This is a genomic window from Mycobacterium sp. (genome assembly GCF_032161845.1).
In the GTDB taxonomy this organism is placed as follows: domain Bacteria; phylum Actinomycetota; class Actinomycetes; order Mycobacteriales; family Mycobacteriaceae; genus Mycobacterium.
In genome coordinates this window covers 1-12,131 of record NZ_JAVRQA010000089.1, presented here as the reverse complement: position 1 = coordinate 12,131, position 12,131 = coordinate 1, and the positions used below count along the sequence as shown (strand labels likewise).

12 protein-coding genes and 1 pseudogene are annotated in these 12,131 nt (G+C 64.9%); 2 read left to right on the top strand and 11 right to left on the bottom strand.

Annotation, left to right across the window (positions count from 1 at the left end):
* Positions 1-243, top strand: a pseudogene (locus QOD90_RS05355) (DMT family transporter); the annotation flags it as partial.
* On the opposite strand, the gene QOD90_RS05350 reads toward QOD90_RS05355, so the two are convergent.
* The 4 genes from QOD90_RS05350 to QOD90_RS05335 form a co-directional block, all read right to left on the bottom strand.
* Positions 154-1,011, bottom strand: coding sequence for a phosphatidate cytidylyltransferase (locus tag QOD90_RS05350; RefSeq protein WP_526347411.1), 858 nt, complete (start codon positions 1,009-1,011; stop codon positions 154-156). The pseudogene QOD90_RS05355 and the gene QOD90_RS05350 sit on opposite strands and share 90 nt — an antisense overlap.
* Before the next feature lie 33 nt (positions 1,012-1,044).
* Complete coding sequence (gene frr / locus QOD90_RS05345; RefSeq protein WP_526347409.1) at positions 1,045-1,602, bottom strand: ribosome recycling factor; 558 nt, start codon at positions 1,600-1,602, stop codon at positions 1,045-1,047.
* Between the two features lie 44 nt (positions 1,603-1,646).
* Positions 1,647-2,387, bottom strand: coding sequence for a UMP kinase (gene pyrH / locus QOD90_RS05340; RefSeq protein WP_526347407.1), 741 nt, complete (start codon positions 2,385-2,387; stop codon positions 1,647-1,649).
* Between the two features lie 158 nt (positions 2,388-2,545).
* A complete protein-coding gene (locus tag QOD90_RS05335; protein WP_526347405.1) occupies positions 2,546-3,229 on the bottom strand; it encodes a class I SAM-dependent methyltransferase in 684 nt (227 codons plus the stop codon).
* Positions 3,230-3,266: 37 nt separating this feature from the next.
* On the opposite strand from QOD90_RS05335, the gene QOD90_RS05330 reads away from it, so the two are divergent.
* Positions 3,267-3,692 (top strand): MarR family winged helix-turn-helix transcriptional regulator, encoded by a 426-nt coding sequence (locus tag QOD90_RS05330; RefSeq protein WP_526347403.1) that lies wholly within the window; start codon positions 3,267-3,269, stop codon positions 3,690-3,692.
* Between the two features lie 11 nt (positions 3,693-3,703).
* Here the strand turns inward: QOD90_RS05330 and QOD90_RS05325 are convergent, their stop codons facing one another.
* The 7 genes from QOD90_RS05325 to tsf form a co-directional block, all read right to left on the bottom strand.
* Complete coding sequence (locus QOD90_RS05325; protein ID WP_526347401.1) at positions 3,704-5,683, bottom strand: primary-amine oxidase; 1,980 nt, start codon at positions 5,681-5,683, stop codon at positions 3,704-3,706.
* A gap of 3 nt (positions 5,684-5,686) precedes the next feature.
* Positions 5,687-7,207, bottom strand: coding sequence for an amino acid permease (locus QOD90_RS05320; RefSeq protein ID WP_526347399.1), 1,521 nt, complete (start codon positions 7,205-7,207; stop codon positions 5,687-5,689).
* A 41-nt stretch (positions 7,208-7,248) separates the two neighbouring features.
* The gene (locus QOD90_RS05315) at positions 7,249-7,995 is read right to left on the bottom strand and encodes an ABC transporter ATP-binding protein (RefSeq protein WP_526347397.1); all 747 of its coding nucleotides are present in this window, start codon (positions 7,993-7,995) and stop codon (positions 7,249-7,251) included.
* Between the two features lie 3 nt (positions 7,996-7,998).
* Entirely contained in the window at positions 7,999-8,565 is a 567-nt protein-coding gene (locus QOD90_RS05310) for an ABC transporter permease (RefSeq protein WP_526347395.1), read from the bottom strand.
* Positions 8,566-8,599: 34 nt separating this feature from the next.
* Positions 8,600-9,763, bottom strand: coding sequence for an FtsX-like permease family protein (locus QOD90_RS05305; protein WP_526347393.1), 1,164 nt, complete (start codon positions 9,761-9,763; stop codon positions 8,600-8,602).
* Positions 9,764-9,911: 148 nt separating this feature from the next.
* Positions 9,912-11,354, bottom strand: a complete 1,443-nt coding sequence (locus QOD90_RS05300) for an amidase (protein ID WP_526347391.1) — start codon at positions 11,352-11,354, stop codon at positions 9,912-9,914.
* A 146-nt stretch (positions 11,355-11,500) separates the two neighbouring features.
* A partial coding sequence (gene tsf / locus QOD90_RS05295; RefSeq protein WP_526347389.1) for a translation elongation factor Ts occupies positions 11,501-12,131 on the bottom strand: 631 nt, incomplete at its 5' end.

Below are 12,131 nucleotides of genomic sequence, written 5' to 3'. Positions count from 1 at the left end.
GGCGCGGCCGCGGTGTCGATGCTGTTCTGCGTCATCCCCGCCGTCGCAGGCGTGCTGTCCTGGCTGATGCTCGGCCAACGGGTGGACGTCGGAGTCGGGGTCGGTCTGGTGCTCGGCGCATTGGCGTGCTGGATCAACTCGCGGGCCGCCAAGCTAGGCCAGAAGCGTCAGGACGACCCACGTCGCGACGGCCGAGGGCAGGACCGAATCGAGACGGTCCATCAGTCCGCCGTGGCCCGGTAGCAACGTACCCATGTCCTTGATTCCGAGGTCCCGTTTCACCTGAGACTCGATGAGGTCGCCGAGGGTACCGGTCACGACGAGCATCAGCCCGAGTGGGATACCGACCCAGGCGGGCTTCTCCAGCAGGAACGTCACGGCGAGCACGGACGCGGCGGTGCCGAAGATCAGGGAGCCGGCGAAGCCCTCCCACGACTTCTTCGGGCTGATCGCGGGAACCATCGGGTGCTTGCCGAACAGCACCCCGGCGGCGTATCCCCCGATGTCGGAGAAGACGACGCCGAGCATCAAGCAGAGCACCCGCCAGCGGCCGTCCTCGGGATAGACCAGAAGGGCACCGAACGCACCGAACAGCGGTATCCAGGTGGCCAGGAAGATCGTCGCGGTGACGTCGCGGAGGTAGTTTTCCGGCGCGTTCGCAAGGCCGCCGGACAGCAGTCGCCAGATCATGCATACGACGACGGTGGCGCCGAAGGCACCCAGCGCGCCCGCTGGGCCGAAGGGCCAGGTCAGCCAGACGATGGCCTGGCCGCCGACGAGGAGCGGGATGATCGGGATCGCGTAGCCCGCGGTCCGCAGCCGACGCACTACCTCATGGGTCGCAATGGCCATCGCCACTGCCACGACCGGAACCCAGCCCAGCGGCGCGAACACCAGGATGGCGATGACGCCGAACCCGAGGAACGCCCCGACCCCGATGGCGGCGGGGAGGTTGCGCCCGGCCCGCCCCTGCTTCTTGTTCGGCTCGGGCGCCGTGTCGGTGTTAGCCACCGTGCTGTTGCTGAAGGTCTGGTCTGCGGCGACCTAGACCTCCAGCAGCTCGCCTTCTTTGTGCTTCACCAAATCGTCGATCTGGCCGGTGTAGGTCTGGGTGCTCTTGTCGAGATCCTTCTCGGCCCGCCCGACCTCGTCCTCGCCTGCTTCGCCGTCCTTCTTGATCCTGGCGAGCTCCTCCATCGCCTTGCGGCGGACGTTGCGGACCGTCACCTTGGCGTCCTCGCCCTTCGACTTCGCCTGCTTGACGAGGTCGCGACGACGCTCCTCGGTCAGCTGCGGTATCGAGATCCGGATGACGTTGCCGTCGTTGCCGGGGTTGACGCCAAGGTCGGAGTTGCGGATCGCATCCTCGATGTTGCGCAGTTGGTTCGCCTCGTAGGGCTTGATGATGACCATCCGAGCTTCTGGCACGTTGATGCTCGAGAGCTGCGTGATCGGCGTCAGCGACCCGTAGTAATCGATCTTGATCCGGTTGAACATGCCGGGATTGGCGCGACCGGTGCGGATGGACGACAGGTCGTCGCGCGCTACCGAGACCGCCTTCTCCATCTTCTCCTCGGCTTCGAAGAGGGTTTCGTCGATCACTTGTTCTTCTCCCGTCCGCTGGCGCTCGCCCGGTCGTCCACCGTCTAGGTGGTGACCAGTGTGCCAATCCTCTCACCCGCGACCGCGCGCGCGATGTTTCCGTCGGTTAGCAGGTTGAACACCAGGATGGGCATGCGATTGTCCATGCAGAGGCTGAACGCCGTGGCGTCGGCGACCTGAAGGCCGCGATCGATGACCTCGCGATGCGTGATCGACCGCAGCAACTCGGCGTCGGGGTGCGTCCGGGGATCGGCGGTGAACACACCGTCGACGGCCTTGGCCATCAGCACCACCTCGGCACCGATCTCCAGTGCCCGCTGCGCGGCGGTGGTGTCGGTCGAGAAGTAAGGCAGACCCATGCCAGCTCCGAAGATGACGACGCGGCCCTTCTCCAGATGTCTGCGGGCCCGGCCCGGAATGTACGGTTCGGCGACCTGGCCCATCGTGATGGCGGTCTGCACGCGGGTGTCGATGCCTTCCTTCTCCAGGAAGTCTTGCAGCGCAAGGCTGTTCATCACAGTACCGAGCATGCCCATGTAGTCCGAGCGGCTGCGCTCCATCCCCCGCTGTTGGAGTTGTGCGCCTCGGAAGAAGTTGCCGCCACCGATGACCACAGCGACCTGCGCTCCGCCACGCACCACTTCGGCGATCTGCCGGGCGACCAGTGCGACGACGTCGGGATCGAGGCCCACCTGGCCGCCGCCGAACATCTCTCCGCCCAGTTTGAGCAGGACGCGGGAGTAACCCGACTGGTCGGCTGGGTCGGCCAGGACCGTTTCCGCCATGACGCTCCTTCGGGTCCGCACGCGAGTGGGCAACGCCCCCAATCCTGCCAAACGGCTGGATTGGGGGCACGAAGGGGTAGCGAAGGCTCGTCAGCGGTGCGATGTTTCCTCGCGCGAGCGCTCGTCAGCGGTGGGATGTTTCCTCGCGCGAGCGCTCGTCAGCGGTGCGCGGACAGCAGCCAGGCGCCCACCGACATCCGGCCGTTGCCCTCGTCCCGAATGCCCTCACCCGCAAAGTCCTTGAACCCGCTGAAGTTCTCCGCGACGTTGGCGTGGATGCGGGCCTGCCGGACGTCGTCGATGACCCAGTACTTGGACACCACGTCACGTAGTTCCTGCTCGGTGACGGGATTCGCTGGGCCGTTGTCGCCCAAGGCGTCCCGATCGAAGACGAGGACGAAGTATGACGCACCAGGAGCGGCCGCACGGACGATCGACTGCTGGTAGCCGTCACGGAGTTCGACAGGCATTGAGTGAAAGAGCGTCGAGTCGACGATCGTGGAAAACCGACCGTCGTATCCGGTGAATGCGCTGATGTCGGCGACGTCGAAGGTGGCATTGCTCAGGCCCCGCTTGGCAGCCTCCTCGCGAGCCAGCTTGATGGCGGTCGCCGATTGGTCGAGGCCGACCGTCGTGTAGCCCTGCTCCGCCAGCGCAAGCGCGGTCGCAGCCTCGCCGCACCCGGCGTCCAGCACGTCGCCGTGGAACTTGCCCGCGGCGATGAGCGCCGCGATCTCGGGCTGCGGCTCACCGATACTCCACGGCGGCCTGGTACCGAGTCCCATCTCCTCGGCCTCGCCGCGGTAAGCGGAATCGAACATTTCATCTGTCGAATGAGTCATGCCACCCTGTTTATCAACTTAGTTGATATGTGTCAAGATGATTGACATGAGCGACGCCGGGGACCAACCTTTGGGATACCTCCTTACGAAGGTGGCGGCCAAGCTGCGCACCGAGGTGACCTCCGCGGTGCTCGAACCGCTGGAGCTGTCCTTCCCTCAATACATCTGCATGCGAATCCTGTCCAAGGCGCCGGGTCGCTCCAACGCCGACCTTGCCCGCGACGCGAGCGTCTCGCCCCAGGCGATGCACATGGTGGTGCGAAGCCTTCAGGAACGTGGGCTGGTGACACGACCGGACACGGTGTCTTCCGGCCGCTCATTGCCCGCCGAACTCACCCGTGACGGCGTCGACCTGCTGAAGCGGACCGACGTAGGAGTTCGCGACGCCGAGCGAAAGGTGCTGGCACCACTACGCCAAGAGCAGCGAGCAGACTTGAAGAAGCTGCTCGCCGCCCTTGGCTGAAAGCCACCGAATCAGTGGTGCGCCCCGTGACACGCCTTGGGGGGCGTCGGCGGGATGTCCAGTGCCGGGTTGCCGTCGAAGAAGCCGATCGGCTTGAGATGGAATCCCGTGTAGGCACAAGGCATCACCGGCCAGTCTTCCGGTCGCACCACGTGATGCGCACCGAGGGTGTACCAGAGCACCACGTCGGTGTTCTCCAGCGGCGCGTCATCCGCGACGAACTCCGGTAGCCCCTGAGCATCGGCCGACTGGTACATGTAGTCACCCGCGGCGAACTTCTCCGCCTCGTCGTACTTGGTGACCCAGAGGTTGTGCTGGACGAACCGCGCCCGGTCGTAGATGTATGAGCCCTCCTGCACCATCACCGGCACGATCTCCTTGGGCACCAACTTGTAGGCCACCGGAGCTCCGAGCTCGTTCTTCTTTGAGGGGTTGGAGACCTTCCAATACCGACCGGTCTGCCAGTCCCAGTCGCGAGCGCCCTCGGCTTCCGAGGCCACCAGCGTGTCTTGGGTGATCCAGGCGTTGTGGTGCGGATTGAGCGCCGGATCGGGCTCTGGAATCGAATCCACTTCGTACACACTGTTTCCCGGGCCGTCGACGCTCATGTCGAGGCGGAAGTTGAAGAAGTGCTGGTGGTTCGGCCCATAGACACCCGGTGCGACGAGCTTGCCCCAGCGTGGGATCTCGCCGTCGGGGATGGAGCCGGTGGTGAGCACGCCCGAGAGCTTGACCTCGACCTCGATGGACGCGTCGTTGTAGAAGTACCAGAAGAACCCGTACTCGTAGTTGCCGACCGTACAGATCATCGAAACGACCAGTCGGCGCGAACGGCGGACCTCCACCTCAGACGTGCGGAAGTCGGTGTGCTTCCAGGAGATTCCGTAGTCCTCCTCGTGCATGCAGATGGCGTTGGGAATCGTCACGGCATTGCCGTCGGAGTCGTTGACCGTGCCGTCGAAGTAGTGGATTTCGCCAAGACAATCGCAACCCAACGTCAGCGGGTTGGCCGAGAAGCCCATGCCCACCTCACCCATGTCGAAGACGTTCTTGTTCCAGTGCGTCGGCGAGGTGTCGCCGTAGGGCACCACCATCTCCGACAGCGAGCCGCGGTACAGGATGGGCCTGGTCTCGTCGCGGTCGGTGTAGGTCACCTCGTGGATCGTGACGCCCTCGCGCGGATTGAAGCCGATGCGCAACGACCACTTCTGCCACGTCACCTGCCACCCGTCGACGGTGAAGCTGGGGCCCTCGGGTTGGGTGATTTCGATCGGCTTGACGTCCGAACGGAATTCGGTGAACGCAGGGCGGTTGTTCGGGTCGAACATGTACCGCTCGTCGTAGTTGCCCGCCGTCGGCGGCATCGGCACCACGCCATGGTCCTCGATGTCGATGACCTCCATGTTGTCGAGGTCGAACGTCACGATCAGACCCTCGACCGGTCGCGCATAGCCGTGCTCCGAAGGCGCGGCCCGCATGAACGTCAACGGACGGCAGATAAGAGGCGAGTTGTCGTAGTGGTCGCCCTGACCGTAGTAGCCGGCCGGCCACGGGTCGATCATCGCCAGGCTGAAGTCGGTGATGCCGCGCTTGCGCATCGCCTCCTGCCACCGAGGGTCCTCACGAACCTTCTCCTCCACGCCGGTCATGTGCTCGACGAGATAGGACGGGAAGCGGCCAGGAATCGCCTTCCACGACTCGATCATGCTGGCGCCCAGATCGACGACCGCCTCGTAGATCATCTTCGCGGCGGCGTCGTACATCGTGGCGAACGCGCAGCGCGGCACGTCAGCGCGGGAGAACGTCAGCTCGGCGGTCTTGGCCGGCTCCGCGAGCTGAATCATCACGAACTTCAGTGTCGGCGAAGCATATTCGGATGCGGTTATGATCGCCGCGGCCGCCTCGATCTCGGCTCCCGACAACGGGTCGAGCGGATAGTTGGCCTTGTCCTCAGTAGCGTCCGCGCTGAGCGTGGTGCTGTCCAGGGTCATGGGTCAGGCTCCCTCTTGGCTTGTCGTTTCGGTCTTGGTCAGGTCGAGGACGGCCAGGTGTGCCAGCGAGTCCTCCTTCGTCACCTTGGCCGCCGAGCGCCGGCCGAAGAAGTACACGATGCCGCCGAGCACGAACATGCCGACCGCAATCGAACCCACCCACGTCATCCAGAGAGCCGGCTCCATACCGGGGATCCATGGCGAGGCAAACGAGTAGTAGATGCCGGCGCAGGTCGCCACCACACCGACGGCCACCACCGTCCACACCGCGACCATGCCGCCAGGAATTCGCCAGAAGTCCTCGTTGGCATAACGATCGGCATACTTCTTCCTGGCGATGGCCAACGGGATGAAGAAGAAGAAGCCCGAGATCAGCCAGACGACGCTGAGGCCGCCCTGCAGGAATATCGTCACGTTCGCCATGCTGCTCTGCGAGTACAGCCCGACCAGGATCAGCGACGACAGCACGCCTTGGATCAGGATGGCCGTCACCGGATTCCGGGTGCGGGGGTTGAGATGGGTGAAGATGCGCGGCAGGTGGCGCTCCAGACCCGACACGAAGATCAGGCGCGAGTAGGCCACCTGATAGGTCGTCATCGCGACGAACACGATGACGGCCAAGATGATCGCCGCGATCTCCATCAGGCCGGGGAAGCCCGACACACCGAGGTTGCCGATGACGCCGGTCACCGGATCGATGTCGGCGACGGGCAGCACCATCATCGTCCCGATCGTGGTGAGCAGGTAGATGGCGATCAGCGCAGCTGACCCGAACGCAATCATCTTGGTGGCGCTGCGTTTCACCGACAGGAACTCGGCACCCATGTTGAACGGTGTCTCGACGCCGACCAGGTACAGCAGCACCGTGCCGTACAGGAAGCCTGCACCGACGAAGTTGGGCACCAACGCCTCGTGCCAGCTGAACGGCTGAGCGGATCCGTCGCCCATCACGTGGACGACGGCCGAGACGATGATGGTCAGGGTCAGCGCGATGTACACGATGAACGTGTAGTTCATGATCTTCTGGTTGGCGGCCAGCTTGGCGAGCGCCAGCCCGACCACCGACCACAGGATCACCAACTGAATGATGATGCTCAGCGTCAGCCCCAGCTCGGCGTGGAATGCGAGGAGCACGAGCTGAAGCACGATGGCGGGCGACGATGCGGTATTGAGGACGACGGGCACCCACGACAGGTAGCCGCCGAGGAATGCCATCTTGTCGCCCATGGTGCGGAACGCCCAGATGTACACACCGCCCTGGCCAGGCCACAGGTTGCCCAGCTCCGCGACTGCGAGGCCCGCGGGCACAAGGAAGGTGATGATTCCCAGGATCCACATCGGAATCGCCGTCCAACCACCGCCCGCCATGATCGACGACCCGGTGATCCAGCAGATGATGAAGACGTAGGTGGCGGTCAGGCCGAAGGTGCCGAGCACCTTGGGCAGGATTTGTTCCGGCACCAGCTCGGTGGTCATCAGCGCGTCGCGACCAGCTGGTGGCGCCGCCTCGAGTTCTTGTGTCATTGCTTCTCTCCCAATCGAATCGAATCCCTCACGGGGCCGAGCTAGTTGACGATTTGTCCGTCTCTCATCCGAATGACGCGACTCGCCTCTTCGGCGACGATCGGGTCGTGGGTACTGGCGACGACAGTGACGCCCATGGTCGAGCACAGGTCGCGCAGCATGCGCACGACCGTCTCTCCCGTCTTGTGGTCCAGATTGGCCGTCGGCTCGTCCGCGAGGACGAGCGTCGGGTTGCTGATCAGCGAGCGCGCAATGGCGGTGCGCTGCTGTTCGCCACCGGACATCTTGGTCGGCTGGTGGTGCACACGGTGACCGAGTCCGACCAGCTCGAGCAGTTCCATCGCCCTCTTGCGCAACGACTTCCGGTCGTAAGGCTCGAACATCAAGGGAAGCTCGACGTTCTCGACGGCAGACAGGAACGGAATCAGGTTGTAGCTCTGGAAGATGAACCCGATGGTGTCGTGTCGCAGCGCGGCGAACTGGCTTTCGGTCAGCTGTCCGGTGTCCTTGCCGGCGACCTTCACCGACCCCTTCGTCGGTCGGTCCAACCCACCGATGATGTTGAGCAGCGTCGACTTTCCGCTGCCGCTCGGCCCCATCAGGCAGACGAACTCGCCTGGCATCACGCTGAGATCGGCAGCGACGAGGGCCTTCACGACCTCGTCACCGAGCTTGTGCAGCTTCCAGACGTCGGACACTTCGATGACTGGTGCCGCCGTCGAGTCGAGGGCTGCGGTCGGCGCCTCGACGTCGACCACGGTTTCGTCCTTGTCGTTGATGACCGTCATGAATCAGCCTCCCGAGGAGAGCGAACGAATCGGTGGCCGCGACGCTGCGGTCCAGGTGGGTACGATGCTCGTGGCCAACGCGGCGACGATGCTGACGACGACGGCGATGCAGGCGCCTAGAGAGAGTCCGCCAGTGGCGACGCCGGTCGGGACGAAACCCGTTGCGCCGAGCACCAAAGCAACGACGGCGGCGAGCGCAGCACCGGAGATCGCACCGAGCAGGGCCGCCACGACCGGTTCGACGAGCAGCGCCGCCACCACGGGCTGGCGCGGGACCCCGTTGGCGCCGAGCACTCCGAGCTCTCTGGTGCGGTGCGCGACGGTGCGGGTGGTGGCGACGGCCACCTCGACGACGCCGACGAGCAGAACCGTGACCGCGATCAAGACGACGGCCCGGCCGATCTCCTCGGCGTGACCGAGCGAGGCCGACTGAGCGCGGATGCCGTCGGACATGCCGAACACGATGACCACGAGAAACGCTCCGGTAGCGGTGGTGACCACCGGCAGGACCATCTCCCCGATGCGTCTACGCGCGGAGAGCCAGCCGTAGGCCAAACCCTTGCTCAACATGACTTCCCCCTCGCTTCGCTCGCCCCGGCCATGACTAGCGGTCTCCCAACAAGTCGACGGGCCGCTGTTGCAGCAGACGGTGGACCGGCACCAACGCTCCGACGATCGCCATGGCGGGCAGGAACGCGGCAACCATGCCCGAGGCCTGCAGCCACGCGGTCGGCGTAGCGATCCCGGGAATTACCAGTGCCACTGCGACTCCCGCGCCCGCAACCCCGATTAGATAGGCGACGACGAACACGATTGCCGATTCGACGAGGAAGAAGTACAGCACCTCGTCGGCCAATCCGATGCTCGACATGATGCCGAACTCACGCTTGCGTTCGGCAACCGCCGCCAGGAACGAGGACACGGCGATCACGAAGCCCAATCCCAGACCGATCGTCGAGATCAGCCCGAGGGTCGAACTGGTGACCTTGCCGGAGAACAGCGCCGAGAACTTCTGCTCGAAGGTCAGCGGCCCGTTACCGCCGACGGTGTCGTAGATCAGACCCTGGCCGCCCGCATCGGGCATCACCGAGGGGTCGGTCGTCGACGGCAGACCCGTCGCATCGCCGAACGTCTGCCCTAGATTGCGGTTCTTCTCGTGACCGGGCGGCGCGAAGAGCGTCCACCAACCCCTGTCCCCGATCAGCGACCTGGCGAGGTCGGTCGACACGGTGGCCGACTCTCCGCTGCCTGCGATGCCGACGACGAGGTTCTGGCCTCCGATCGCCACCGTCGCCCCCTGAGTCAGGCCGAGGCGGTCTGCGAGCGCGGAGCCCAAAGTTGCTTGCCCGGAGGGCATCTCACCGCTACCGCGGAGCGCCACCGACGTCCCAGCGATGGTGGTCACACCAGCGAGAGTCTGAGTGCCCGTCCAACCCGGCGGTAGGACGAGTTCGGGCGCCGGGCCGTCAGCGACCAGGGCTCGGGCATCGGGATCGAAGTGGACACCGGCGGCGGGCACCGCCCACAGTTGAGCACTTCCCAAGACGTCGGTCACCGAGTCGGCCCCAGTGATGGCGAAGCTCGACGAGATGGTACGGACGATCACGACGCACGCGATCGCCAACGCGATGCCAAGGACGGAAAGCACGAACCGTTCGGGTCTACGACGAATGTTTGCCAAGGCGAACCGGACCAGGTACCCGAAGGTGTTGCCGGACGCAGCGGCGATCGCCGGTGATCGAACGGTTGTGGCCGCAGTGGTGTCCACAACTGGATGGTCAGCTCGTCGTGTTTCTTCGATTGCTACTAGTGATGTCCGGCAGGTTACGTCAACCTAAGTCGGATTACGGTGCTGTGTCACGCCCGCAACGGATTTCGTCGTCGTTCCGCCGACGATTCCGGGGTGATGAAGCCCATCAGTGTGATTGGACTTCGGAATCCGCACCGCTGCTGGCCTTTAGAAGCCGAAACGGTGCGGCCTCCTCCAATTCGTAAGCCAGCTCGAGCAGCGTCGCCTCGCGCCCCCATCGGGCACTGAACATCATGCCGATGGGTAGACCGTCGGCTGATTCGGCCAGCGGCAGCGAGATGGCAGGGTCACCCGTGACGTTCTGAAGCGGTGTGAAGGCCACCCAGTCGACCAGCCGGTCGATGATCTGCTCGTAGTCGGCCGTCGGATCGAGATGTCCGACGCGTGGTGGCGCGTCGGCGAGCGTCGGCGTCAGCAGTACGTCGTAGTCGCGCACCTGCTTGGCCATCCTCCTGCGCAGTGTTGACAGCCGGGCGATCGCCAACGGAAGCCGGTGCAGGTTGGTGGCCGCGTGGTGCTCGAGGCCCAGAGTGAGGTTGTCCAGCTTGTCGCGGTCGAAGGACGGGCCGAAGCGCCCCTTGCCGCCGCGCACCAGCGCGAACGAGAGCAGAGCCCAGTACAGAAGGAAGTCGTCGATGAAGGACTCCGCGACCGGCGGCTCGTCGAGGTATTCGACACGATGGCCCATCCGGTCGAGGAGTGCGGCGGTGCCAAGGGTCCGATCGCGCATCTCGGGGCTGCATTCGCGTTTGACGGACTTGGTGAACACGGCGATCCGCAACCGAGCCCGTCCCGGCCGCGTCACGTCACCGATCGGATCGAGTTTCATTCCGCGCCAGACGTTCTCGACCTCACGATAGAACGCTGCGGTGTCGCGGACCGACCGGGTGACCACTCCGTTGGCCACGATCCGAATCGGCATCTGGCGCATGTCCTTGTCCAGAGGCAGTCGGCCACGCGACGGCTTGAGTCCGACCAACCCGTTGCACGACGCTGGGATCCGGATCGAACCACCGCCGTCGTTGGCATGTGCGATCGGCACTACGCCTGCCGCCACGAACGCGCCGGAGCCCGACGATGACGCGCCCGCCGTGTGATCCGGGTTCCACGGATTGCGCACAGCGCCGAGCCGCGGATGTTCGGCGGCCGCGCTGAAGCCGAACTCCGACAACTGCGTCTTGCCGAGTGCGTTGAGGCCCGTCGACAGGTAGGCCTTCGCGAAGTCGCCGTTCGCGGTCTCCGGCCGGGGCTCCCAGGCGTCGGCGCCGTCCATCGTCGGCATGCCCTCGACGGCGACGTTGTCCTTGACGAACGTCGGCACGCCGTCGAAGAAGCCGCCGTAGGGGGTGTCCGCAGATGCCCGGGCGCGGGCCTGATCGAAGGCCTCGTAGGCCAGGCCGTTCAATCGAGGGTTGACCTTGAGTGTGCGAGCGATCGCCGCCTCGACGACCTCGAGCCGGGATACCGCCCCCGTCCGGATGGCCTCGGCCACTCCCGTGGCGTCGAAATCACCAAGTGCGTCGTCCTCGTACGCAGAAACGTAGGTCATCGCCTGACGCTAGCAACACACGTGTGCAATAGCGTTGCCGGGTCGTCGAGGCCTGGATACGGAGAAACCCCGCGCCGACCGGGATCGCCGGTGGGGACGCGGGGTCTCCTAGCTGAGCGAATTGGTGCGTCGCTCAAGTCTTGTGCCTAGGCGCGACCGACCTCGAAGCGGACGAACCGTGTCACGGTCATTCCGGCCTCGTCGATCACGGCCTTGACGCTCTTCTTGTCATCGGAGATGGCCTGCTGTTCCAGAAGGACGACGTCCTTGAGGAATCCGGTCAGGCGACCCTCGATGATCTTCTGCATGGCCTGCTCGGGCTTGCCCTCTTCGCGAGCCGTCTCCTCGGCGATGCGACGCTCGTTGGCGACGGCCTCGGCGGGAACGTCCTCACGCGTCAGGTACTTCGCCTTCATCGACGCGACCTGAAGCGCCACGGCGTGCGCAGCCTCGGCGTTGCCTCCGGTGTACTCGACGAGGACGCCGACGGCGGGCGGCAGATCCGACGACCGCTTGTGCAGATACGCCTCGACCGATCCGTCGAAGTACGCGACACGGCGAAGTTCGAGCTTCTCGCCGATCTTGGCCGAGAGATCCGCGATGACCTGTTCGACGGTCTTGTCGCCGACCCGCGCAGCCTTCAACTCGTCGACGTCAGCAGCCTTGGATTCGGCAGCCGCGTTCACGATCTGCGCGGCCACCGCCTGGAACTCCTCGTTCTTCGCGACGAAGTCCGTCTCCGAGTTCAGCTCGATCAGGGCGCCGCCCTTGGCGGCG